Annotated in this window: 25 protein-coding genes, 1 tRNA gene and 1 rRNA gene; 20 read left to right on the forward strand and 7 right to left on the reverse strand. The window is 38.1% G+C overall.

The window, feature by feature from the left end:
- Positions 1-19 precede the first annotated feature (19 nt).
- From rrf to BLP98_RS07235, 3 genes are all read left to right on the forward strand, one after another.
- Positions 20-135 (forward strand): 5S ribosomal RNA (gene rrf, locus BLP98_RS07225).
- A gap of 5 nt (positions 136-140) precedes the next feature.
- Positions 141-214: transfer RNA gene (locus BLP98_RS07230), tRNA-Asn, on the forward strand.
- A gap of 149 nt (positions 215-363) precedes the next feature.
- Complete coding sequence (locus BLP98_RS07235) at positions 364-840, forward strand: competence protein ComX (RefSeq protein ID WP_074482606.1); 477 nt, start codon at positions 364-366, stop codon at positions 838-840.
- A gap of 34 nt (positions 841-874) precedes the next feature.
- Here the strand turns inward: BLP98_RS07235 and BLP98_RS07240 are convergent, their stop codons facing one another.
- Entirely contained in the window at positions 875-2,230 is a 1,356-nt protein-coding gene (locus tag BLP98_RS07240; protein ID WP_074482607.1) for an aspartate kinase, read from the reverse strand.
- Between the two features lie 96 nt (positions 2,231-2,326).
- On the opposite strand from BLP98_RS07240, the gene BLP98_RS07245 reads away from it, so the two are divergent.
- The 14 genes from BLP98_RS07245 (at position 2,327) to BLP98_RS07310 (ending at position 13,920) form a co-directional block, all read left to right on the forward strand.
- On the forward strand, positions 2,327-2,974 hold the full coding sequence (locus BLP98_RS07245) for an HAD family hydrolase (protein WP_074482608.1): 648 nt from the start codon (positions 2,327-2,329) through the stop codon (positions 2,972-2,974).
- A gap of 192 nt (positions 2,975-3,166) precedes the next feature.
- Complete coding sequence (locus tag BLP98_RS07250) at positions 3,167-3,955, forward strand: enoyl-CoA hydratase (protein WP_074482609.1); 789 nt, start codon at positions 3,167-3,169, stop codon at positions 3,953-3,955.
- 115 nt (positions 3,956-4,070) lie between these two features.
- The gene (locus BLP98_RS07255) at positions 4,071-4,505 is read left to right on the forward strand and encodes a fatty acid biosynthesis transcriptional regulator FabT (protein ID WP_074482610.1); all 435 of its coding nucleotides are present in this window, start codon (positions 4,071-4,073) and stop codon (positions 4,503-4,505) included.
- Positions 4,506-4,507: 2 nt separating this feature from the next.
- The gene (locus tag BLP98_RS07260) at positions 4,508-5,482 is read left to right on the forward strand and encodes a beta-ketoacyl-ACP synthase III (RefSeq protein WP_074482611.1); all 975 of its coding nucleotides are present in this window, start codon (positions 4,508-4,510) and stop codon (positions 5,480-5,482) included.
- A 61-nt stretch (positions 5,483-5,543) separates the two neighbouring features.
- Positions 5,544-5,768 carry an acyl carrier protein gene (locus BLP98_RS07265; protein WP_006531079.1) on the forward strand — a complete coding sequence of 75 codons (225 nt, stop codon included), beginning with the start codon at positions 5,544-5,546 and terminating at the stop codon, positions 5,766-5,768.
- Between the two features lie 165 nt (positions 5,769-5,933).
- A complete protein-coding gene (gene fabK / locus BLP98_RS07270; RefSeq protein ID WP_074482612.1) occupies positions 5,934-6,902 on the forward strand; it encodes an enoyl-[acyl-carrier-protein] reductase FabK in 969 nt (322 codons plus the stop codon).
- A 44-nt stretch (positions 6,903-6,946) separates the two neighbouring features.
- Positions 6,947-7,867, forward strand: a complete 921-nt coding sequence (gene fabD / locus BLP98_RS07275) for an ACP S-malonyltransferase (protein WP_074482613.1) — start codon at positions 6,947-6,949, stop codon at positions 7,865-7,867.
- 9 nt (positions 7,868-7,876) lie between these two features.
- The gene (gene fabG / locus BLP98_RS07280; RefSeq protein WP_074482614.1) at positions 7,877-8,608 is read left to right on the forward strand and encodes a 3-oxoacyl-[acyl-carrier-protein] reductase; all 732 of its coding nucleotides are present in this window, start codon (positions 7,877-7,879) and stop codon (positions 8,606-8,608) included.
- Positions 8,609-8,674: 66 nt separating this feature from the next.
- Positions 8,675-9,907 carry a beta-ketoacyl-ACP synthase II gene (fabF, locus tag BLP98_RS07285; RefSeq protein WP_074482615.1) on the forward strand — a complete coding sequence of 411 codons (1,233 nt, stop codon included), beginning with the start codon at positions 8,675-8,677 and terminating at the stop codon, positions 9,905-9,907.
- Positions 9,908-9,909: 2 nt separating this feature from the next.
- On the forward strand, positions 9,910-10,398 hold the full coding sequence (accB, locus tag BLP98_RS07290) for an acetyl-CoA carboxylase biotin carboxyl carrier protein (RefSeq protein ID WP_074482616.1): 489 nt from the start codon (positions 9,910-9,912) through the stop codon (positions 10,396-10,398).
- Entirely contained in the window at positions 10,395-10,817 is a 423-nt protein-coding gene (fabZ, locus tag BLP98_RS07295) for a 3-hydroxyacyl-ACP dehydratase FabZ (RefSeq protein ID WP_003067515.1), read from the forward strand. Before accB ends, fabZ begins: the two co-directional genes overlap by 4 nt.
- Positions 10,818-10,904: 87 nt before the next feature.
- Complete coding sequence (locus tag BLP98_RS07300; protein ID WP_074482617.1) at positions 10,905-12,275, forward strand: acetyl-CoA carboxylase biotin carboxylase subunit; 1,371 nt, start codon at positions 10,905-10,907, stop codon at positions 12,273-12,275.
- Between the two features lie 8 nt (positions 12,276-12,283).
- Positions 12,284-13,150, forward strand: coding sequence for an acetyl-CoA carboxylase, carboxyltransferase subunit beta (gene accD / locus BLP98_RS07305; protein ID WP_074482618.1), 867 nt, complete (start codon positions 12,284-12,286; stop codon positions 13,148-13,150).
- Positions 13,147-13,920, forward strand: a complete 774-nt coding sequence (locus BLP98_RS07310) for an acetyl-CoA carboxylase carboxyl transferase subunit alpha (RefSeq protein WP_074482619.1) — start codon at positions 13,147-13,149, stop codon at positions 13,918-13,920. Before accD ends, BLP98_RS07310 begins: the two co-directional genes overlap by 4 nt.
- A 124-nt stretch (positions 13,921-14,044) precedes the next feature.
- Here BLP98_RS07310 and serS read toward each other — a convergent pair whose 3' ends face one another.
- The 6 genes from serS to BLP98_RS07340 all read right to left on the reverse strand — a co-directional run bounded on the left by serS (position 14,045) and on the right by BLP98_RS07340 (position 20,051).
- Positions 14,045-15,322, reverse strand: coding sequence for a serine--tRNA ligase (gene serS, locus BLP98_RS07315; RefSeq protein ID WP_039695976.1), 1,278 nt, complete (start codon positions 15,320-15,322; stop codon positions 14,045-14,047).
- Positions 15,323-15,569: 247 nt separating this feature from the next.
- A complete protein-coding gene (locus tag BLP98_RS07320; RefSeq protein WP_003067503.1) occupies positions 15,570-15,941 on the reverse strand; it encodes a DUF956 family protein in 372 nt (123 codons plus the stop codon).
- Between the two features lie 77 nt (positions 15,942-16,018).
- Complete coding sequence (locus tag BLP98_RS07325; protein WP_039695974.1) at positions 16,019-16,930, reverse strand: PTS system mannose/fructose/sorbose family transporter subunit IID; 912 nt, start codon at positions 16,928-16,930, stop codon at positions 16,019-16,021.
- 14 nt (positions 16,931-16,944) lie between these two features.
- Entirely contained in the window at positions 16,945-17,748 is an 804-nt protein-coding gene (locus tag BLP98_RS07330) for a PTS mannose/fructose/sorbose transporter subunit IIC (RefSeq protein ID WP_074482620.1), read from the reverse strand.
- A 166-nt stretch (positions 17,749-17,914) separates the two neighbouring features.
- On the reverse strand, positions 17,915-18,907 hold the full coding sequence (locus BLP98_RS07335; protein WP_074482621.1) for a PTS sugar transporter subunit IIB: 993 nt from the start codon (positions 18,905-18,907) through the stop codon (positions 17,915-17,917).
- A gap of 328 nt (positions 18,908-19,235) precedes the next feature.
- A complete protein-coding gene (locus BLP98_RS07340) occupies positions 19,236-20,051 on the reverse strand; it encodes a Cof-type HAD-IIB family hydrolase (RefSeq protein ID WP_074482622.1) in 816 nt (271 codons plus the stop codon).
- A 309-nt stretch (positions 20,052-20,360) separates the two neighbouring features.
- On the opposite strand from BLP98_RS07340, the gene BLP98_RS09590 reads away from it, so the two are divergent.
- The 3 genes from BLP98_RS09590 (at position 20,361) to BLP98_RS07355 (ending at position 22,954) form a co-directional block, all read left to right on the forward strand.
- A complete protein-coding gene (locus BLP98_RS09590) occupies positions 20,361-20,723 on the forward strand; it encodes a hypothetical protein (RefSeq protein ID WP_234792812.1) in 363 nt (120 codons plus the stop codon).
- A 104-nt stretch (positions 20,724-20,827) separates the two neighbouring features.
- A complete protein-coding gene (locus tag BLP98_RS07350; RefSeq protein ID WP_074482624.1) occupies positions 20,828-21,427 on the forward strand; it encodes a DUF1361 domain-containing protein in 600 nt (199 codons plus the stop codon).
- Positions 21,428-21,532: 105 nt separating this feature from the next.
- Entirely contained in the window at positions 21,533-22,954 is a 1,422-nt protein-coding gene (locus tag BLP98_RS07355; RefSeq protein ID WP_074482625.1) for an NCS2 family permease, read from the forward strand.
- Positions 22,955-23,107: the final 153 nt, after the last annotated feature.

Raw genomic sequence — 23,107 nt, forward strand, 5'->3', positions numbered from 1 at the left:
ATTGGATAATCAATCATAGTTAAGTGACGATAGCCTAGGAGATACACCTGTTCCCATGCCGAACACAGAAGTTAAGCCCTAGCACGCCTGATGTAGTTGGGGGTTGCCCCCTGTTAGATATGGTAGTCGCTTAGCATTTATCCGCCATAGCTCAGTTGGTAGTAGCGCATGACTGTTAATCATGATGTCGTAGGTTCGAGTCCTACTGGCGGAGTTTTAAAGCGGTAGACGTAGAGAGCAACCTTCGGGTTGCTTTTTTTCTGTCTTAAAGTATGATTTGGACATTTTTGTCATGTTCCTTTTTGATTTCCACTTTTATAATAAAAGTACCTTTAAGGGAATAATAAAAGGAGAAATGAATCAATGGATTTTGAAGCATACTTTCAAACGGTTGTTCCAATCATCTTAAAACTAAGACGTCATTATTTTGTGAAACTGTGGGATTATGAGGACTGGGTTCAAGAGGGACGAATTGTCTTCTTTCAACTCTTAGAGGCCCATCCCGATCTTCTAATCAATGAAGGAAAACGATACACTTACTTTAAAACAAAATTTTCAAATCATGTTAAGGATACTATTAGACATCAGGAATCCTTTAAGCGTAAGTTTAATCGCATGCCCTATGAGGAAATTGGTGAGGTTAGTCATGCGGTGCCACAAGTGTCTTTCTTTGAAGTCGTAGATTATGTGGCTTATCAAGATAGTTTAACCCGTTTGCGCGCAAGCTTAGGAGAAGAAGCGAAAGAAAAATTAGCTAAGGTTATTCGAGGAGAACGCTTTGAAGGAAAGAAAGCTTTCTTAAAAGAAATTGCCCCTTATTTTGAGGATTTTAGAGCATAAAAAGGGATCAGAGATTTCTGATCCTTTTCTTTATTTATTCTGCTCGGAAAAATGCTTGATAGAGTGCGCGTACGGCTCCTTTTTCGTGTTCTGTTTGTGTAACGAACATGACTGAAACTTCACTAGAACCTTGAGAAATCATTTCCAAGTTAATATGTTTGTCTGACAAGGCTTTAGTTGCTGTTGCAGTTACCCCGATGTGGTTCTTCATATCTTCTCCGACAATCATAATGATTGAAAGGTTATGTTCGATATCAATTTCATCAACACCTAGTTCTCTTGTAAGATATGAAATAATTTCTTGTTCTTTGATAGGTGTCAATTCTCTTTCACGTACGATAACTGACATATCGTCAATACCTGTTGGCATGTGTTCCCAACGGATATTTAAGTCTTCAAGGATTTGAAGGACTTTACGACCAAATCCGACTTCACGGTTCATAAGGTATTTAGACATGTTAATACTTGCAAATTCATCATCTGCTGCAATACCAATGACTGGGACTGTAGGTCCACTGTGTTTTAAGGTGATACGTGTACCTGGGTGTTCTGGGTTATTTGTGTTTTTGATAACGAGGGGAATTTTACCACGGTAAGCAGGAATAAGTGCTTCATCGTGTAGAACAGAAAATCCAGCGTAAGCAAGTTCACGCATTTCACGGTATGTTAATTCTTGGATGGTGTGTGGTTTGTGAACAACACCTGGGTGAGCAGCAAAAATACCGTCAACATCAGTAAAGTTTTCATATAGGTCTGCTTTCACACCAGCTGCTACGATTGATCCAGAAATATCTGAACCACCACGAGAGAATGTGCAGATTTGATTGTCAACAGTTACTCCAAAGAAGCCTGGTATAACGAGGATTTCCTCAGAATCGCGTAATTCTTCAAGTTTATCATAGCTTGATGGAAGAATTCTAGCGTTTCCTGGTTCGCTTGAAACGATAATACCTGCTTCTTTAGGGTGAACATAGCGAGCGTTGAGCCCATTTTTACGGAAGAATTCTGCTACAAGTTTAGCGTTATTATCTTCACCAGCTGCTAGGAATGTGTCGTACAAGAATTCATTGCATTCGATAGGAAGTGTCGCAAGATTTGTAATCGCACCTGCAATTTTGCTCATGACTGATGAACTAAGTTCAAGTTCGTCAGCAATGGCTTGGTAACGGTTAATAATCCATTCTTGTGCAGCAGTGACGTCATCACCTGAGGTGTAGTTCTTATAATACTTAATAAGCGCATCGGTAACTTTTGTATCTTCTGAGTTACGTTTTCCGGGTGCTGATACAACAACAAAACGTCGTTCGCTATCAGATTTCACAATGTTCAAAACTTTTTTCAGTTGTTCAGCCGAAGCTAGTGAACTACCACCAAATTTGATTACTTTCATGACCTTCTCCAAAATTCTAAAATTTGTATACAATTATAGCAAAATTCTGAAAATTTGTCAGTAGTTTTTAAAATAAAAAGATAGTATAATAGAGGAATGGAAAAATTTAAAGCAATTATTTTTGATATGGATGGTGTCTTATTCGATACTGAAACCTTTTATTACCGTCGTCGTGAGAAGTTCTTAGCTGAAAAGGGGATTAGCATAAAGCATTTACCACCTAGTTTTTTCATTGGTGGCAATATGAAACAAATTTGGCCAGATATTTTACGTGATGATTTTGATAAGTGGGATACTGAACAACTTCAAAAAGAGTATTCAATTTACAAAAAAACTCATCCACTTCCTTATAAGAATTTGATTTTTGAGGATACATTTGAGGTTGTTAAGGGGCTTTTTGATAAAGGTTTTCGTCTAGGGCTTGCTTCTAGTTCAACAAAACATGATATTCTGAAAGCACTCGATGAAACACAGTTAAGAGAGTATTTTTCGGTGATTTTATCAGGGGAAGAATTCGAAAAAGGAAAGCCACACCCTGCCATTTATCAAGAAGCAAGACGACAACTTGGTTTTAATAATGAAGAAACTCTTGTTATTGAAGATAGTGAAAAGGGCATTCAGGCTGGTGTTTCTGCTGATTTAGCTGTTTGGGCTATTGAAGATACTTTGTTTGATATGGATCAAAGTAAAGCCAGCCGCTTGGTGAAAAACTTGACTCAAGTTATTGAGGATTTATCAAAATAGTGGTATTAAGGTAGGAGTAATCCTACTTTTTTTCTATAATAGTTTGATATACAAAATATTAAAAAATCAAACTAAATTATCAAAAATACGATTTTTTTCTTGATTTAACAATGATTAGTATGCTAAAATAGCTGTTGCTAAATAGTTTTATTATCAAACTATTTTTTTATCACATCTGATGGAGGTAGGTAGATGTCTTTCGATAATGTGATTTATGAAAAGGGAGAAGTCGCAACTTTAACCTTGAATCGCCCTGATATTTCGAATGGTTTTAATATTCCAACTTGTCAAGAGATTCTTGAGGTTTTGGAGCTTGTAAAAGCAGATGATTCTGTAAAAATTTTGGTCATTAAAGCAGTTGGTAAAGTCTTTTCAATTGGTGGTGACTTAGCAGAGATGCAACGTGCAGTTGAATCTGATAATGTGGAATCTCTTGTTGAAATTGCTAGTTTGGTTAATAAAATTTCTTTTGCAATGAAGAAATTGCCTAAACCAGTCATTATGAGTGTCGATGGTGCGGTTGCTGGTGCGGCTGCAAACATGGCTGTTGCGGCAGATTTTGTTGTAGCAAGTGAAAAAGCTAAATTCATTCAAGCTTTTGTGGGTGTCGGTCTTGCTCCAGATGCTGGTGGTCTTTTCTTGATGAGTCGAGCAATTGGAACAACACGTGCTGTTCAATTAGCTATGACTGGTGAAGGGGTAAATGCTGAAAAAGCCCTTGATTATGGAATTGTTTACCGACTTTGTGAATCAGAAAAGCTTGAGCGAACAACTAATCAGTTAACGAAACGTTTACTTCGTGGCTCTATCAATTCTTATCGAGCAATTAAGGAAATGTCTTGGAAAGCTCAATTTGAAGGTTGGGAAGATTATGCAAAACTTGAATTGCAACTTCAAGAAGAATTAGCATTTAAGGAAGATTTCAAAGAAGGTGTTCGTGCTTTTGCTGAAAAACGCCGTCCGAAATTTTCTGGAAAATAGTGTAAATAATTGTTTGATTTTCAAATTATTTTTTCAGTTTGACCCGAAAGACCTTGCAAAATATTTTGATGTTTGATATACTTTGATTGTCAAAGTTTATTTAGGAGGTGAAATCTTGGATTATAATAGAATTAATGAATATTTGGTTGATATTTTTAATCGAGTACAGGTTATTGAAGAGACTAGTTTACGAACAAGTCAGTTCAACGATGTTTCATTAAAGGAAATGCATACCATTGAGATTATTGGTAAGAATTCTAATGTGACTCCAAGTGATATTGCACGTGAGTTGATGTTAACCCTCGGTACAATAACCACTAGTTTAAATAAACTTGAGGCAAAAGGTTATATTGAAAGACAACGTTCAAAATTAGATCGTCGTGTGGTTCATTTAACTTTAACAAAAAAAGGAAGATTATTAGATAGGCTTCATCATAAATTCCATAAGAATATGGTTGCTCATATTGCTGAGGATATGAATGAAGAAGAACTAGAAGCTCTTTTAAGAGGGCTTAAAAATCTTCACAAGTTTCTTGAGGAGTTAATGTAATAATGGTATTTGCAAGAATTGCTCAGGCAGCAGCCTATGCCCCTGAACAAGTGATTACAAACGATGATTTGTCTGAAATCATGGACACCAGCGATGAGTGGATTTCATCACGTACGGGAATTAGAAGACGACACATCACTCGAACTGAAACAACTAGTGATTTAGGGACGCAAGTTGCAAAACAACTAATTTCAAAAGCTGGTTTGTCAGCTGAGGATATTGATTTCATCATTGTTGCAACAATTACCCCTGATAGTCTTATGCCATCAACAGCGGCTCGTGTTCAAGCAAATATTGGTGCCGTTAATGCCTTTGCGATGGATATGACAGCAGCATGTAGTGGATTTGTATTTGCTCTTGCGACTGCTGATAAATTTATTCAATCAGGTATGTATAAACGAGGAATCGTTATTGGTGCTGAAACATTGTCAAAAACGCTAGATTGGTCAGATCGAAGCACCTCTGTTTTATTCGGTGATGGCGCTGGTGGTGTCTTACTTGAAGCATCAGATACAAAACATTTCCTAGCGGAATCCTTGAACACTGATGGTAGCCGTGGCCTTAGCTTAACTTCAGGTAAAGTTGGCTTATCTTCACCATTTTCTGAAAAAGAAGAGGATGATAAATTCTTGAAAATGGATGGCCGAGCTATTTTTGATTTTGCAATCAGAGATGTGGCTAAGAATATCAAAGCGCTTATTGAAGATTCTGACGTTTCAGCAGATGATTTAGATTATCTGTTCTTACACCAAGCTAATATCCGTATTTTGGATAAAATCGCTAAAAAAGTTGGTGTTGATGTCAGCAAGTTGCCCGCAAATATGATGGAGTATGGTAACACAAGCGCTGCAAGTATTCCAATTTTATTGGCAGAATATGTTGATAAAGGACTTGTAAAACTAGATGGTTCCCAAACAGTTCTTTTCTCTGCTTTCGGTGGAGGTTTGACATGGGGAAGTCTAATTGTTAAAATCTAGTTACAAACTTGTGCATTAGCATGAGATAAATTTATATATATTTATTAAGGAGAAATTAATCATGGCAGTATTTGAAAAAGTACAAGAAATTATCGTTGAAGAACTTGGAAAAGAAGCAGAAGAAGTTAAATTGGAAACAACTTTCGATGAACTTGATGCTGATTCACTTGATGTTTTCCAAGTAATCTCAGAAATCGAAGATGCATTTGATATTCAAATCGAAACTGAAGAAGGTCTTAACACTGTAGGTGACTTGGTTGCTTACGTTGAAGAAAAAACAAAATAATAACATGGATGGAGTTGGGATTAAAAACTAACTCCACTATATATTTAGTTGAAAGGGCTGTGGGATAAGTTGCTAAAGAGCGAAAAACTTATCTTACTCCCTCTCTTCTTATTATGATAGTTTGACTATCAAATTATTGTTTGGTAAAGACTAAGAAGGTTTAACATGAAAACACGTATTACAGAATTATTAAATATCAAATATCCAATTTTTCAAGGTGGTATGGCCTGGGTTGCCGATGGTGACTTGGCTGGTGCCGTTTCAAACGCTGGTGGTTTAGGTATTATCGGTGGTGGTAATGCCCCTAAAGAAGTTGTTAAAGCTAATATTGATAAGGTTAAACAAATCACTGATAAACCTTTTGGTGTTAACATTATGCTTTTGTCACCATTTGTTGAAGATATTGTCGACCTTGTTATTGAAGAAGGGGTTAAAGTTGTTACAACTGGTGCTGGGAACCCTGGTAAATACATGGAACGTTTCCATGAAGCTGGTATTACAGTTATCCCAGTTGTTCCTAGTGTTGCACTTGCAAAACGTATGGAAAAACTAGGAGCAGATGCTGTTATCGCTGAAGGTATGGAAGCTGGCGGTCACATTGGTAAATTGACAACAATGACACTAGTACGTCAAGTTGTTGATGCAGTTAACATTCCAGTTATTGGTGCTGGTGGTGTTGGTGATGGTCGTGGTGCAGCAGCAATCTTTATGCTTGGTGCAGAAGCTGTTCAAGTCGGAACTCGCTTTGCTGTTTCAAAAGAATCTAATGCACATCAAAACTTCAAAGATAAAATTTTAAAAGCAAAAGATATTGATACAGTTATTTCTGCATCTGTTGTTGGACATCCAGTCCGTGCTGTTAAAAATAAATTGACAACATCATATGCACACGCAGAAAAAGATTTCTTAGCTGGTCGTAAGACTAAAGAAGATATCGAAGTATTGGGAGCAGGTGCTTTGCGTAACGCTGTTGTCGATGGTGATGTTGTGACTGGTTCAGTCATGGCAGGACAAATTGCAGGTTTGATTCGTAAAGAAGAAACTTGTGAAGAAATCTTGAAAGATCTCTATTATGGTGCTCAAGAAGTTATCTTAGAAGAAGCTAAACGTTGGGCTGATATTGAGAAAGATTAATATTTCTATTTAAATAAAAATCAAATTCCGTTTGGGAGGATTTAATGACGAAAACTGCCTTTTTATTTGCTGGTCAAGGGGCTCAAAAACTTGGAATGGCAAGTGATTTATATGAAAAATATCCGATTGTTAGGGAGACTTTTGATCAAGCTAGTTCTATTCTTGGCTATAATCTTCGTGATTTAATTGATAAGGAAGAAGATAAATTAAATCAAACACGCTACACACAGCCGGCTATTTTAACAACATCTGTTGCGATTTATCGTTTATTGCAAGAGAAAGGCTTTAAAGCTGACATGGTTGCTGGACTTTCACTAGGTGAGTATTCAGCTTTGGTGGCTTCAGGAGCTTTAAGTTTTGAAGATGCTGTTGCATTAGTGGCAAAACGTGGTGAATTTATGGAGACTGCAGCTCCAGCTGGAACTGGAAAAATGGTTGCTGTCATGAATACGGAAGCATCTCTTATTGAAGATATTTGTCAAAAAGCTTCTATTAAAGGTGTGGTAACACCAGCAAACTATAATACCCCAGCACAGATTGTGATTGGTGGTGAAACTGAAGCTGTTAATTATGCTGTTGAATTACTTAAGGAAGCTGGAGTGAAACGTTTGATTCCGTTGAAGGTTTCAGGCCCATTCCATACTGCTTTGTTAGCACCAGCTAGCAAACGTCTTTCAGAAGTACTTGATAAAGTTACTTTTTCTGACTTTGACATTCCATTGATTGGAAATACGGAAGCAAAAGTGATGGAGTACAGTGATATTAAAGCTTTACTTGCTAGACAAGTGAAAGAACCTGTTCGTTTTTATGATTCTATCGAGACAATGCGTAAGCTTGGAATGACAGAAGTTATTGAAATTGGGCCAGGTAAAGTTTTGAGTGGATTTCTTCGCAAAATTGATAAAAGTATTCCAACCTCAACAGTAGAAGATGAAGCAAGCTTAAATGTTTTGCTAGAAAAATAGGAGATAATCATGGATATCAAAAATAAGAACGTTTTTGTAACAGGGTCAACTCGCGGAATTGGTTTAGCTATTGCCCATCGTTTTGCTAGTCTTGGAGCTAACGTGGTTCTTAATGGTCGTTCACAAATTTCAGCAGAATTGATTGATAGTTTTAAAGATTATCAAGTAAAAGTTGTTGCCATTTCTGGTGATGTTTCACAATTTGAAGATGCGAAACGCATGGTTGATGAAGCTATTGCTGAGCTAGGTTCAGTTGATATTTTGGTCAACAATGCGGGTATCACAAATGATAAATTAATGTTGAAAATGACTGAAGCTGACTTTGAATCAGTGCTTAAAGTGAATTTGACTGGTGCTTTCAACATGACGCAATCAGTCTTGAAGCCGATGACACGTGCTCGTCAGGGTGCTATCATTAACTTGTCTAGTGTTGTTGGTTTGACAGGAAATGTTGGACAAGCAAACTATGCTGCTTCAAAAGCTGGTTTGATTGGCTTTACGAAATCAGTTGCTCGTGAAGTTGCTGCGCGTGGTGTTCGTGTAAATGCTATTGCGCCAGGATTTATTGAGTCAGATATGACTGATGCGATTCCTGAAAAAATGCAAGAAGCGATTTTAGCAGGTATTCCAATGAAACGTATTGGTAAAGCTGAAGAAGTGGCAACTGTTGCAAGTTTCTTGGCTGAACAAGAATATTTGACTGGGCAAGTCATTGCAATTGATGGTGGTATGGCAATGTAAACTATTGTTTGCTTTGCTGTAATAGTTTAAAATTAGAAGTATAATTTCTCTTAAAAGGAGACAAAAATGACATTAAATAGAGTTGTAGTAACAGGTTACGGTTTAACATCCCCTATCGGAAATACACCAGAAGAATTCTGGAACAATCTTCATGATGGTAAAATTGGTATCGGACCAATTACTAAATTTGATAATTCTGAAATCCCAGTTCATAATGCTGGGGAAATCCATGATTTTCCTTTTGATAAATATTTTGTTCGTAAAGATAAAAACCGCATGGATCAATATTCACTTTATGCGATTTATGCGACTTTAGAAGCTCTTGAAAATGCAAAACTTGATATGGATACAGTTGATCGTGACCGTACTGGTGTTATCGTATCATCTGGTATCGGTGGTTTGCAAGAAATGCAAGAACAAATCATTCGTATGCACGAAAAAGGTATCAAACGTATTCAACCAATGTTCATCCCTAAAGCTTTGTCAAATATGGCTGCTGGTAACATTGCTCTTCGTATTGGTGCGCGTGGTGTATGTAAATCAATCACAACTGCTTGTGCCTCATCTAACGATGCTATCGGTGAAGCTTTCCGTGAAATCAAATTCGGCTACCATGATGTGATTCTTGCTGGTGGTGCTGAATCTACTATTAACGAAATTGGTATCGGTGGTTTCAATGCTTTGACTGCCCTTTCTACAACAGAAGACCCAGCTCGCTCTGCTATTCCATTTGATAAAGATCGCAATGGTTTTGTTATGGGTGAAGGTGCTGGTGTGCTTGTTCTTGAAAGTCTTGAACACGCTCAAAAACGTGGTGCAACAATTCTTGCTGAAGTTGTTGGTTATGGTAGCAACTGTGATGCTTACCACCAAACAACACCAACTCCTGATGGTTCAGGTGCTGCAAAAGCTATTGAATTGGCTATCAAAGAAGCTGGTATTTCACCAGAAGATGTTGACTATGTTAACGCACATGGTACATCAACTCAAGCTAATGAAAAAGGTGAAAGCAAAGCTATCGTCACTGTCCTTGGTAAAGATGTTCCAGTATCTTCAACAAAATCATTCACAGGACACCTTCTTGGTGCTGCTGGTGCTGTTGAAGCTGTTGCTACAATTGAAGCTATCCGACACAACTATATTCCAATGACAGCTGGTACACGTGAATTGTCAGAAGACATTGAAGCAAATGTTGTCTATGGACAAGGTCAAGAAGCAGAATTGACTTACGCTATTTCAAATACATTCGGATTTGGTGGACACAATTCTGTATTAGCATTTAAACGTTGGGAGGCGTAAGCGTGAATATTTCTGAAGTAAAAGACTTGATGGCTCAATTTGACCAGTCAAGCCTACGTGAATTTTCATTTAAAACTGCTGAATCTGAATTATCATTTAGTAAAAATGAATACACAGCTCCTGTTGCGCCTGTTGCTGCTAGCGCAGCTCCAGTAGCTCCTGCTGTTGAAACGGTATCTGCTCCAGCAGCTTCAGCTGTAGCAGCATCTACAGATTCAGAAAAAGCAACTGCAGCTGATACTGATATTTTTGCAGAAGGTGAAGAAGTGACAAGCCCTCTTGTTGGTGTGGCTTACCTTGCTCCAGCACCTGATAAACCAGCCTTTGTATCAGTTGGTGATTCAGTTAAAAAAGGTCAAACATTGTTAATCATTGAAGCTATGAAAGTCATGAATGAAATTCCAGCTCCAAAAGATGGTATCGTGACAGAAGTTATGGTAGACAACGAAGATGTTGTTGAATTCGGACAAGGATTGGTACGTATTAAATGATTGATATTAAACAAATTCGTGAAGCTTTACCACACCGTTACCCAATGCTTTTGGTTGACCGAGTGCTTGAAGTGAGTGATGATGAAATTGTTGCTGTTAAAAATGTGACAATTAATGAACCATTTTTCAATGGACATTTTCCAGAATATCCTGTTATGCCAGGTGTTCTTATCATGGAAGCTCTTGCTCAAACAGCAGGTGTCCTAGAACTTTCAAAAGAAGAAAATAAAGGGAAATTGGTTTTTTATGCTGGAATGGACAAAGTTCGTTTCAAAAAACAAGTTGTTCCAGGTGACCAATTGATTATGACAGCGAAATTTGTTAAACGCCGCGGTACCATTGCTGTGGTTGAAGCAAAAGCAGAAGTTGATGGAAAATTAGCAGCTTCTGGCACATTGACGTTTGCTATTGGTAGTTAAGAAAAAGTAGTTTAACGTAAACTGTGACAAAAAAAGAATTTTGACTGGAATGCTAAAACATTCCAAATAGGAGGAAAAAGCAGACGTATGTTTAAAAAGATATTAATTGCCAATCGTGGAGAAATTGCGGTGCGTATTATTCGTGCGGCACGTGAATTGGGAATCAATACGGTAGCTGTCTATTCTGAAGCTGATAAAAATTCTTTGCATACGATTTTGGCTGATGAAGCAATTTGTATCGGTCCAGCTCGTTCGACAGACTCTTATCTTAATATGAATGCCGTCTTGTCAGCTGCTATTGTAACAGGTGCTGAAGCGATTCACCCTGGATTTGGATTTTTGAGTGAAAACTCAAAATTTGCAACCATGTGTGAAGAAATGCACATCAAATTTATCGGACCAAGTGCTGAAATCATGGATAAAATGGGTGATAAAATTAATGCCCGTGCTGAAATGATTGCAGCTAATGTCCCAGTTATTCCAGGATCAGATGGCGAAGTCTTTACATCTGATCAAGCTTTGGAAGTTGCTGAGAAACTTGGTTACCCAGTGATGCTTAAAGCTTCAGCTGGTGGTGGCGGTAAAGGTATTCGTAAAGTTGAATCAGCACAAGACCTTGTACCAGCCTTCGAATCAGCTTCTCAAGAGGCTTTGGCAGCATTTGGTAATGGTGCCATGTATATTGAAAAAGTGGTTTATCCAGCACGCCATATTGAGGTTCAAATTTTAGGTGATAGTCACGGTAATGTGGTTCACCTAGGAGAACGTGATTGTTCTCTTCAACGTAATAACCAAAAAGTTCTTGAAGAAAGTCCATCCATTGCGATTGGTAAAACACTTCGTGGTAAAATTGGTGAAGCTGCAGTTCGCGCAGCTAAGGCTGTTGGTTATGAAAATGCGGGAACAATTGAATTCTTGCTTGACGAAAAGACTTCACAATTCTATTTCATGGAAATGAATACACGTGTTCAAGTTGAACACCCTGTAACTGAATTTGTTACTGGTGTCGATATTGTTAAGGAACAAATTCGCATTGCGGCTGGACAAGAATTGTCAATGACACAAGATGATATTAAAATCACTGGTCATGCCATTGAATGTCGTATTAATGCTGAAAATCCAAAATTCAACTTTGCACCAAGTCCTGGTAAAATTACAGATTTGTATTTGCCAAGTGGTGGTGTTGGATTACGTGTAGACTCTGCTGTTTATAATGGCTATACGATTCCACCATATTATGATAGTATGATTGCTAAAATCATTGTACATGGTGAAAATCGTTTTGATGCTTTGATGAAAATGCAACGTGCCCTTTATGAATTAGAAATTGAAGGAGTGACAACTAACGTTGAATTCCAAATGGACTTGATTTGTGATGAGCATGTTATTGCAGGAGACTATGATACTTCATTCTTGATGGAGACATTCTTACCAAACTATAACAAGGAAAATGATTAGGAGATTTCATGGCTTTATTTAGTAAAAAAGATAAGTACATCCGAATTACTCCCAATAATTCTATAAAACAAACAGCACCTCGTGAAGTGCCTGAGGTGCCTGATGAATTGTTTGCTAAGTGTCCAGCTTGTAAGCACATGATTTATCAAAAAGATTTAGGGGTTGCCAAGATTTGTCCAGCTTGTTCTTATAATTTCCGTATTTCTGCTAAAGAGCGTTTAGCGATTACTGTAGATGAAGGAAGTTTTGAGGAATTATTTACTGGACTTGAAACAAGTGACCCACTTAAATTCCCTGGCTATCAAGAAAAATTAGCTAAGATGCGTGAAAAAACTGGTCTTGAAGAGGCTGTTTTGACAGGTAAAGCTTTGATTAAAGGGGAAAAGGTTGCCCTTGCTATCATGGATTCAAACTTCATTATGGCTTCAATGGGGACTGTTGTCGGTGAAAAAATCACTCGTTTGTTCGAAATGGCAATTGATGAAAAATTACCTGTTGTTATTTTTACAGCATCAGGTGGTGCTCGTATGCAAGAAGGTATTATGAGTTTGATGCAAATGGCGAAAATTTCAGCTGCTGTAAAACGCCACTCTGAAGCGGGTCTATTCTATTTGACAATCTTGACTGACCCTACAACAGGAGGGGTGACAGCAAGTTTTGCTATGGAAGGTGACATTATTCTAGCAGAACCTCAAGCCTTGGTTGGTTTTGCTGGTCGTCGAGTTATCGAGACAACGGTGCGAGAAAACTTGCCTGAGGATTTCCAAAGAGCTGAATTCCTTTTGGAACATGGCTTTGTTGATGCCATTGTAAAACGTACTGAAATGCCTGATGTTATTGCTAAACTAGTCGCATTTCATGGAGGTGCCAAATGAGTAGTGATGTATCAAGAATTTTGAAAGAAGCGCGTGATCAAGGACGTTTGACAACCTTGGAATACGCTAATTTGATTTTTGATGATTTTATGGAACTTCATGGAGATCGTCATTTTGCAGATGACGGAGCAATCGTTGGGGGAATTGCTCGACTTGCTGGTCGTCCTGTGACAGTTATTGGTATTCAAAAAGGGAAAAATTTACAGGAAAATCTTAAACGCAATTTTGGTCAACCTAATCCAGAAGGTTACCGTAAAGCGCTTCGCTTGATGAAACAAGCTGAAAAATTCGGTCGTCCTGTCGTTACTTTCATTAACACTGCTGGTGCTTATCCGGGTGTTGGTGCCGAAGAACGTGGACAAGGTGAAGCAATCGCGCGTAACTTGTTTGAGATGAGTGACCTTAAGGTACCAATTATTGCTATTATCATTGGTGAAGGTGGTTCAGGTGGTGCTCTTGCACTTGCTGTGGCTGATAAAGTTTGGATGCTTGAACACAGCATGTATGCGATTTTGAGTCCAGAAGGCTTTGCATCAATTTTATGGAAAGATGGTTCACGTGCTACTGAAGCTGCTGAACTGATGAAAATAACTGCTGGTGAGCTTTACAATATGGGAGTTGTCGACAAAGTGATTCCAGAACACGGTTATTTCTCAAGTGAAATCGTTGAGATGATTAAGACAAATCTTATTTCTGAATTAGAGGAGCTTAGCCAACTTCCTTTAGACCAATTAATTGAAAATCGTTATCAACGTTTTAGAAAATTTTAAAAATCCCACATTGTACTAACCTCAAGTCAAAGAAAATTATTTCCTTGATTTTGAGGATGGTTCAAGGGGATTTTTTTCTGATAAAAAAACACCTGCTAATCAATTGACTAGCAGGATTGTTTTGTTATTTAGGTGAGATAACTTCAGCTCCACCCATGTATGGACGAAGTACTTCTGGAATTGTTACAGAACCATCTTCGTTTTGGTAGTTTTCAAGGATTGCAGCAACTGTACGTCCGACAGCAAGACCTGAACCGTTAAGAGTGTGAAGAAGTTTAACTTTACCATCAGCTTCGTCACGGTAACGGATTTGTGCACGACGTGCTTGGAAATCTTCAGTATTTGAACAGCTTGAGATTTCACGGTAAGTGTTTTGAGCTGGAATCCAAACTTCTAGGTCGTAAGTTTTAGCAGCTGAGAATCCCATGTCTCCAGTACATAATGTGATAACGCGGTATGGTAAACCAAGTTTTTGAAGAATATTTTCAGCGTTAGCAACCATTTTTTCCAATTCATCGTATGAAGTTTCTGGTTTAGAAAATTTAACCATTTCAACTTTGTGGAATTGGTGAAGACGAATCAAACCACGTGTGTCACGACCAGCTGAACCAGCTTCTGAACGGAATGATGGGCTCATCGCTGTGAAGTAAACTGGAAGTTCTTTACCGTCAAGGATTTCACCACGGTAGTAGTTTGTAAGTGGGACTTCAGCAGTTGGGATAAGAACGTAGTCAGAATCAGCCAATTCAAATGTATCTTCTTTGAATTTTGGATATTGACCAGTACCAAACATAGAGTCGTGGTTTACCATGTATGGAGGAATAACTTCTGTGTAGCCTTCTTTTGCGTGTTCATCCAACATGAAGTTGTAGATAGCGCGTTCTAGGCGAGCTCCAAGACCTTTGTAGAATAGGAAACGAGAACCAGTAACTTTTGCACCACGTTCCCAGTCAAGGATGTCAAGGTCTTCACCAAGATCCCAGTGAGCTTTGATATCAAAGTCAAATTCACGAGGTGTTCCCCAACGACGAACTTCAACGTTTTCGTCTTCGTCAGCACCGACAGGAACATCAGCAGCTGGGATGTTTGGAAGTGTTGCTGTGAATTCAGATAATTTTTCATCGATTTCAGCTAGTTCAGCGTCAGTAGCTTTGATGTCTGCTGACAATTTTTGCATTGCAGCGATTTGTTCAGAAGCATCTTCTTTGTTGCGTTTTGCTTGAGCGATAGCTGCAGAAGCAGTGTTACGTTCAGCTTTAGCTGATTCAGATTTAACAAGTAATTCACGACGTTTGTCGTCAAGTTCTTTAAGTTCAGCAAGTTTTTCAGCAGCAACGCCACGTGTAGCTAATTTTTTAGCCACTTCGTCGAAATCGTTACGAATACGTTTGATGTCTAACATAAGTTTCCTCCAGTTTTTTTAGCGCTCATAGGGTTAGCTGTGCCCAGATGAACAAAAAGCACAGCATGTTAACTGCTGGAGCGCAATCGCGCGGTTCCATCCAGCTTCACATCCTGTGCACTTAATTTCTATTCTTAATTGATATAACGGTAGAATTTCAGATCTGTCGCTCTATCTGCTCACAGCAACCGCAGACTTTCTGAAAGAGCTCCACTCTTACTTATCCGTACTATTTATTATACTAGATTTATTTCTTTTTGACAAATCCTGTTAGTTTTTTCATAAGGACTTGAACAAGTGTAAGCATACGAACAACTTTGTCGTTTCCGATATGTTGGCGAGCCACTTTTAAGATTTTTCCTGAGTCTTTTGAGGCAAAAAGAAATTTCCCTTTGTCTGTAAAGACTTCAAAGTGACGGCTGACTTTGTTACGAGAAACGTTAGCGCCGATTTTTTCGATGTTTTCCCAAGGAATTTGAATATAATCTTCAACGTTAGCATCGCTATAGAATTCAAGTCCTTTATTACCGAGAAGGAATTTACCAACTTTCCCCCCCATACCAAGGTAAGAGACACCAGTAGTCGTTAATTCCACGGTAGAGTTAAGTGATTGTGCCATGTAATCTCCTCTGAATTAGCTTTTAGTCTATTATAACATAATAAAAAAAGAAGGACCGAAATCCTTCCTTTCTTTCATTACATGATTCCGAAGAAACGAGCGATGATACCAACGATGAACAATCCGATGATGATTGTGATTGGAGAAACTTTTTTCTTAAGCAACCACATGCAAAGGAATGTAAGAGCAAGTCCCATCAAACCAGGAATCAATGAGTTCAATTGACCTTGAAGTGTGTTAGCTTTTTCTGGTGAAAGGCTAAGTCCATCAGCCACTTTACCAAGAATACCTTGGAGTTCAGTACCAGTTACGTTTCCTTTAGGGAATTCGATGTAAGCACCTTCTGAAAGTTTAGTTGAAGGAAGATCAACAGTGAAGTTAATTGATACCCAACGTTCAACCAAGACAGCCAAGATGAACATACCAAGAATTGAAGCACCTTTAGTGATTTTTTGGATGATACCACCTGAAAGGTCTTTTGTGATTTCAGAACCAGCTTTGTAACCAAGTTCTTGAGTGTACCACAAGAATGCCATACGGATGATGTTCCATCCGAAGAAGAATAGAAGTGGACCAACGATGTTACCTGCCATAGCAAGTGAAGCACCAAGGGCACCAAGGATAGGACGAACTGTAAACCAGAAGACTGGGTCACCAACACCAGCAAGAGGTCCCATCATACCGATTTTAACCCCTTGGATAGCTGTATCATCAATTTCAGCACCATTTGCTCGTTCTTCTTCAAGGGCAAGAGTTACACCGATGATTGGAGCAGCAACGTATGGGTGAGTATTGAAGAATTCCAAGTGACGTTCAAGAGCAGCAGCTCGGTCTTCTTTAGATGTATAAAGTTTTTTGATGGCAGGGATCAAAGCGTATGCCCAACCTAAGTTTTGCATACGTTCGTAGTTCCAAGAACCTTGTAGGAAAGTAGAACGCCACCAAACTTTTTGACGATCAGATTTTGATAATTGAAGTTTTTCAGCCATGTTTGTACCCCTTTCTAGTAGTCTTCCAAGATGTCGCCGATTGGGTCACCAGAACCTGAAACAGTTCCGCCACCATTTCCACCTTTTTCTGAAAGGTTAAGGTAGATGAATGCAAGAGCAACACCAATTGTACCAAGGGCGATAAGAGTAAGGTCAGATACAGCGGCAACGGCAAAACCGATAGCGAAGAAAGGCCATACTTCGCTTGTAGCCATCATGTTGATAACCATAGCGTAACCTACGGCAACAACCATACCACCACCGACAGCCATACCACCTGACAACCAGTCTGGCATAGCGTTAAGGATAGATTGTACTGCTGAAGTTGGTACTGCAAGAAGAAGAGCAGCAGGAACAGCAATACGAAGACCTTGAAGGAATAGAGCTACCAAGTGAGTACGTTCAACTGCAGCGATGTTACCATCTTTAGCGGCAGCGTCAGCACCGTGAACAAGGGCAACAGAAGCAGTACGAACAAGCATAGTAAGGAAAAGACCTGCAACGGCAAGAGGGATAGCTGTTGCTGTTGCAACTGCGATACCTTTAGAAGTGAAGTCTCCACCTTTAACCATGATGATAGCAGCAGCTACAGAAGCAAGGGCAGCATCAGGTGCAACAGCGGCACCAATGTTAGCCCAACCAAGAGCGATCATTTGTAGAGAACCGCCAAGGATGATACCTGCTTCAAGGTTACCAGTAACAAGACCGATAAGTGTGCAGGCAACTAGTGGTTGGTGGAATTGGAATTCGTCAAGGATACCTTCAAGACCAGCGAAGAAGGCAACTACAACGACTAAAATCATAGAAATAACTGACATTATTCTAGTTCCTTTCGTTTATAAAAGTTTTCAATGTGCAATTGTAAGCCAGAAACCACGGCTTACATGTTTTGGATAAAAACAGGAAGTTTGAATCTTTCTGACAGGTGAAAGCCCTTCATAGAAACGCTTACTTTTTGTTCCTGTCTGAAGCTTCATTCAAAAATTATTGAACGTTTGCTTTTTTGATTAGATCAAACAAGTCTTTTTTAGAATCATTAGGGACTTTACGAACATCGAATGTTACGCCAAGGTCACGTAATTTTTCAAATGTAGCAACGTCATCTTTGTCCATAGACAATACGTTGTTAACCATTGTTTTACCTGTTGAGTGAGCCATTGAACCGACGTTAAGTTCTTTGATTGGCACACCGCCTTCGATAGCTTCAAGAGCTTCTTGAGGTGTTTCAAACAAGATAAGTGCGTGTGTGTTACCAAAACGAGGGTCTTTAGAAGCTTCAATCAATTTCTTGATTGGAACAACGTTTGCTTTAACACCGTTTGGTGCTGCTTGTTTAATCAAGCCTTTACGCAATTCATCTTTAGATACAGTGTCAGATGCAACGATGATACGGTCAGCTTTAGAAGCTGGAGTCCAGTTTGTTGCAACTTGTCCGTGAAGAAGACGTGTGTCGATACGAGCGAGGTTGATTTTAAGTTTACCATCACCGATGACAGTTCCTTCAGGAATAGCACCTTGAGGGGCAGCTTGTGCAGCAGGTGCAGCAGCAGCTGTTTCAGCAGGGTTGAGTTCTTCAGGAAGTGCTTTAACACCGTCTTTAGACTCTTTAATGATATTTGCGGCAACTTGTTCAACACCTGCATTTGCGTCCATCATACGCTCAGTGTAGGCTTGGATAAGCATTGGCAAATTAAGACCTGTAATGATAGCCATCTTGCGTTCTGGATTTTCACCCATAACGCGACTAGCTTGGTTAAATGGAGAACCACTCCAAAGGTCAGCTAGTACGAGGATTTCATCATCAGCATCAAATTGTGCGATAGCATCGTTGAAGTGTGCATATAAATCATCTGGTCCTTCACTTGGCATGAAAGTTACAACTTGAACTTTTTCTTGGTCACCAAAGATCATAGAACCTGATTGATGAATACCTTCAGCAAATTTACCATGGCTGGCAATAATAATACCGATACCCATTCTTGTTCTTCCTCCTTATGATTATTTTTCGTTGAAACAAAAAAGAATAATCTCCTTCCGGGCAAGCCCGGCAATTCTTTTCCGTTCCAAGGAAATTTTAAGAACGATATTATTGTAAAACGTTTTCACAAAAAATGCAATAGCTTTTTGAGAAAAAATAACAGAAATCATGAAAAATTTTCAGAAACTCGCAAAATAAAGCGATTAAATTGGATAAAACGCAAGATAATGTTCGGATAAAACGATATATTCTTTGAAAAAAATATGAAAATGTTTTGAAAGTGATGAAAAAAAGAAAAAACTTCTTAAAAAGAAGTTTTTCAGAAATTTATAGAAAAATTTTCGCTAATTCTTTCGCAACACCATCTTCTTCGTTGGTGAAGTCTGTCTGTTTGTCAGCAAATGGTAGGAGAACCTGACTAGCATTTTTCATTGCATAACCAGTTCCTGCAAAAGAAAGCATCTCAGTATCATTGTGTTCATCACCAAAGGCAATCAAATCATCTCTATCCATGTTGAGACTTTTTAATAGGTATTTTAAAGCATAAGCTTTATTGATACCTTTTGGTGAGAATTCTAAGATGTTGAGTGGACCGCCCCAAGAATCAATTTCGATTTCATGGTTGAAGAATTTTCGCATCTCATCAGCAAGTAGGTATTTGTCTTCGTGGCGTGTTTGCATCAAAATTCCGTTAGGATTTTTAGTGATTTTATTGATATCGAGGGTCATGTTATCCGTAATTTCTTCAACTCCAAAAAGTTGTGGATTAACGACGTCGTGATTTTCAGCGCTAATGTAGAATTTCTTACGATATTCACTTGCGATAAAGTCAGCTTGAACACTTTTTTGCATATCTAGAACATCAAGAAGATACTTTTTATTAATGGTTACGCTGTGTTCAAATTCCCATTTTTTTCCAGGAAGATGAGTCAATGAACCATTAAAGGTAATCATTGGTGTTTCAAGTTGGAGTCGTTTGTAGTGGTCGAGCGCCATGCGATATGGACGACCAGTTGCAATAACAACTTTGTGACCTTTTTCTTGTATTTTTTTAATGGTATTAACAGTATAATCTGAAATGGTATTATCACTACGCAGTAGTGTTCCATCCAAATCAAGAGCAATCATTTTTTTCTTTGTCATAGGTGTTATTATAACAAAAAAGACTAGCAAAGAAAAAGAAAAGTATTATGGTATAATGGTTTTAATAAAAAATGAGGTTACAAGTTAATGTATAAAATTTTTTGGAGCCATGTGTTTGCTTTAGGAATTATTTTGAGCATTACGTTTTTCCATGTAAATAGTGATGGTCTTATGAATGATGTGCTGTTTTCGTTGTTAGCAGTGGAAATGGGATTTTTCTTTTTTTATTTTAAACATATTGTGTTACGTGTAGCTGCATTTGTTTTGTGGTGCTTTTTCTACCCAAATAACTTAAATGTTTTGTTCAGTGTGGCAGATACATCATGGGCAACATCGGTTTTATGGTCATCAGATGGTATGACATCATTTATGATTTACCTAGCAGTTCTTGTTTTTTCATTGGTTGCAGGAACTTTGAGCTTGCGAATGATTTTAAAACCTTTGAAGTTAAATCAATACATTCAAGTATTCTTTGTGATGGGAGTAGCTTTTTTTGCTAGTTTGCTATTTCAAGTACTCCGAACATTGGGAATTACTTGGAAGGTTATTGTTAATCAGCATTTGAATATTTTTGAAGAAGCAGCCAAAGCATTATCGACTATTAATATGCCATTTATTATCGGTTTAATGGTTGTTCAAGTAATGATGTTTGTCGTGCTTGATAATGATTGATAAAAGTCAAAAGGAGGTGAGAGTTTCTCATCTCCTTTACTTGCTTTTAAGGGTAATTTCAATGCTTTTTTGCTATAATAAGCCTTAAGAAAGGGGGAGAAGATATGGTTAAAAAGAATGTTATGATTCATATCTTTTTTGGAATCATTTCGTTTGGTATTTATTATTATCATTTGCGAGGCCCGGATCTGGTTTGGAATATGTTTCTGGCGCTACTGGCTCTTGATTTTTCACTCCTTTCTTATTTTACAAAACAAAAAGTGGTGAGAGGGGCAAGTAGTCTCTTATGGTTGTTTTTTTACCCGAACACTTTTTATATGTTGACAGATATTGTTCATATGAACTTTACGGATTCGGTTTTATGGAACAAAACTAGTTTGATTTTGTACATGTTGTACGTGTCTAGTATTTTATTTGGGGTTCTATGTGGGATTGAAAGTGTTAAGAACATTGTGGTGACTTTTAAAATCAAAAATTATTATATCCGAATGTTTTTTATTGCAATCCTATCTTTTGTTTCGAGTTTCGCGATTCATATTGGACGCTATGCACGATTAAATTCTTGGGATATTTTTACTAGACCAGGTCTTGTCATTGATGAAATCTTAAATGTCATTAGCTGGAATGCTGTTCATTTCGTGCTTGGCTTTACTTTTTTACAGATTTTATGTCTTATCTTTTTAGATCGTGAAAATTTTAAATAAAGTTATTGAAAACTGAACAATCTTTTGGTAGAATATATAAGTCGTTCGGAAATAGAAGAAAAAGCGACTATCAATTAACCTTATTAAAGGAGAAACCATTTAAAAATGGAAAAGTTTTTTAAACTTAAAGAACATGGTACAGATGTTCGTACAGAAGTAACTGCTGGTTTAACAACATTCTTTGCAATGTCATATGTATTGTTTGTTAACCCATCAATCCTTTCACAAGCTGGAATGCCTGCCCAAGGTGTGTTCCTTGCCACAATTATTGGTGCTGTCGTTGGTACATTGATGATGGCCTTCTACGCTAATCTTCCATATGCACAAGCACCAGGTATGGGACTTAACGCCTTCTTCACATATACAGTTGTCTTTTCACTAGGTTACTCTTGGCAAGAAGCTCTTGCGATGGTCTTCATCTGCGGACTTATCTCACTTGTTATTACAGTGACTAAAGTTCGTAAATTGATTATTGAATCAATCCCAGCAGCATTGAAATCAGCTATTTCAGCTGGTATCGGTATTTTCCTTGCTTATGTTGGTATTAAAAATGCCGGCTTCTTGAAATTCTCTATCGATGCTGGTACTTATACAGTTGCTGGTACTGGTGCTGATAAAGGTCTTGCTTCAATTACAGCTAACGCATCAGCTACACCAGGTTTGGTCGCTTTTAACACACCAGGTGTTATCCTTGCTTTGATTGGTCTTGCTATCTCAATCTTCTTTATCGTTAAAGGAATTCGTGGTGGTGTTATCCTTTCAATTGCTGCAACTACAGTTGTTGGTATTTTAATTGGTGTTGTTGATCTTGGATCAATCAACTGGGCTGCAACTAACTTATCTGCTTCATTCAAAGACTTGAAAGAAATCTTTGGTGTTGCTCTTGGTAGCCAAGGTCTTGGTTCATTGTTCTCAGATGCTTCACGTATCCCAGGTGTCTTGATGGCAATCCTTGCTTTCTCATTGACAGATATCTTCGATACAATCGGTACACTTGTTGGTACTGGTGAAAAAGTTGGTATCATTGCTTCAACAGGTGACAATAAAGAATCACAATCTCTTGATCGTGCTCTTTACTCTGACTTGGTAGCAACAACATTTGGTGCCATTGCTGGTACTTCAAACGTAACAACTTACGTTGAATCAGCTGCAGGTATCGGTGCTGGTGGTCGTACTGGTTTGACTGCTCTTACAGTTGCTGTTCTCTTTGCAGTCTCAAGCTTCTTTAGCCCACTTGTATCAATCGTTCCTACTCAAGCAACAGCTCCAATTCTTATCATTGTTGGTGTTATGATGCTTTCAAACCTTAAAAATGTTAAATGGGACGATCTTGGTGAAGCAGTTCCAGCATTCTTTACATCAATCTTTATGGGATTCAGCTACAGCATTACTTATGGTATCGCTGCTGGATTCATCACTTACACATTGGTTAAAATTGTAAAAGGTCAAGCAAAAGAAGTTCACGCTATTATGTGGATTCTAGACTTCTTGTTTATTCTTAACTTTGTCAGCTTGGCAATTTTATAAAAATATAGTTTTTGACAAAAATCTGAAGGTAAAAGTTCTCTCGCCTTCAGCTTTTTTTATAATAAAAAATGTTGTAAGCCTTGCCATGATTAGCTTCTTTTAAAATGTCTGATAAAACCGTTTACGAAAAAACTGGCGAGACTTGGAAGCTAG

It is taken from the genome of Streptococcus equinus (genome assembly GCF_900104225.1).
GTDB lineage: Bacteria > Bacillota > Bacilli > Lactobacillales > Streptococcaceae > Streptococcus > Streptococcus equinus_D.

What these genes read in the sequence shown, in the direction of transcription:
- BLP98_RS07240 (WP_074482607.1), bottom strand. Translation starts at nt 2,230, where the DNA reads ATGAAAGTAATCAAATTTGGTGGTAGTTCACTAGCTTCGGCTGAACAA.
- BLP98_RS07235 (WP_074482606.1), top strand. Translation starts at nt 364, where the DNA reads ATGGATTTTGAAGCATACTTTCAAACGGTTGTTCCAATCATCTTAAAA.
- BLP98_RS07355 (WP_074482625.1), top strand. Translation starts at nt 21,533, where the DNA reads ATGGAAAAGTTTTTTAAACTTAAAGAACATGGTACAGATGTTCGTACA.
- fabF (WP_074482615.1), top strand. Translation starts at nt 8,675, where the DNA reads ATGACATTAAATAGAGTTGTAGTAACAGGTTACGGTTTAACATCCCCT.
- BLP98_RS07260 (WP_074482611.1), top strand. Translation starts at nt 4,508, where the DNA reads ATGGTATTTGCAAGAATTGCTCAGGCAGCAGCCTATGCCCCTGAACAA.
- BLP98_RS07245 (WP_074482608.1), top strand. Translation starts at nt 2,327, where the DNA reads ATGGAAAAATTTAAAGCAATTATTTTTGATATGGATGGTGTCTTATTC.
- accD (WP_074482618.1), top strand. Translation starts at nt 12,284, where the DNA reads ATGGCTTTATTTAGTAAAAAAGATAAGTACATCCGAATTACTCCCAAT.
- BLP98_RS07350 (WP_074482624.1), top strand. Translation starts at nt 20,828, where the DNA reads ATGGTTAAAAAGAATGTTATGATTCATATCTTTTTTGGAATCATTTCG.
- fabZ (WP_003067515.1), top strand. Translation starts at nt 10,395, where the DNA reads ATGATTGATATTAAACAAATTCGTGAAGCTTTACCACACCGTTACCCA.
- BLP98_RS07325 (WP_039695974.1), bottom strand. Translation starts at nt 16,930, where the DNA reads ATGGCTGAAAAACTTCAATTATCAAAATCTGATCGTCAAAAAGTTTGG.
- BLP98_RS07340 (WP_074482622.1), bottom strand. Translation starts at nt 20,051, where the DNA reads ATGACAAAGAAAAAAATGATTGCTCTTGATTTGGATGGAACACTACTG.
- fabG (WP_074482614.1), top strand. Translation starts at nt 7,877, where the DNA reads ATGGATATCAAAAATAAGAACGTTTTTGTAACAGGGTCAACTCGCGGA.
- BLP98_RS07330 (WP_074482620.1), bottom strand. Translation starts at nt 17,748, where the DNA reads ATGTCAGTTATTTCTATGATTTTAGTCGTTGTAGTTGCCTTCTTCGCT.
- BLP98_RS07250 (WP_074482609.1), top strand. Translation starts at nt 3,167, where the DNA reads ATGTCTTTCGATAATGTGATTTATGAAAAGGGAGAAGTCGCAACTTTA.
- BLP98_RS07335 (WP_074482621.1), bottom strand. Translation starts at nt 18,907, where the DNA reads ATGGGTATCGGTATTATTATTGCCAGCCATGGTAAATTTGCTGAAGGT.
- BLP98_RS07310 (WP_074482619.1), top strand. Translation starts at nt 13,147, where the DNA reads ATGAGTAGTGATGTATCAAGAATTTTGAAAGAAGCGCGTGATCAAGGA.
- BLP98_RS07320 (WP_003067503.1), bottom strand. Translation starts at nt 15,941, where the DNA reads ATGGCACAATCACTTAACTCTACCGTGGAATTAACGACTACTGGTGTC.
- BLP98_RS07300 (WP_074482617.1), top strand. Translation starts at nt 10,905, where the DNA reads ATGTTTAAAAAGATATTAATTGCCAATCGTGGAGAAATTGCGGTGCGT.
- fabD (WP_074482613.1), top strand. Translation starts at nt 6,947, where the DNA reads ATGACGAAAACTGCCTTTTTATTTGCTGGTCAAGGGGCTCAAAAACTT.
- BLP98_RS07265 (WP_006531079.1), top strand. Translation starts at nt 5,544, where the DNA reads ATGGCAGTATTTGAAAAAGTACAAGAAATTATCGTTGAAGAACTTGGA.
- serS (WP_039695976.1), bottom strand. Translation starts at nt 15,322, where the DNA reads ATGTTAGACATCAAACGTATTCGTAACGATTTCGACGAAGTGGCTAAA.
- fabK (WP_074482612.1), top strand. Translation starts at nt 5,934, where the DNA reads ATGAAAACACGTATTACAGAATTATTAAATATCAAATATCCAATTTTT.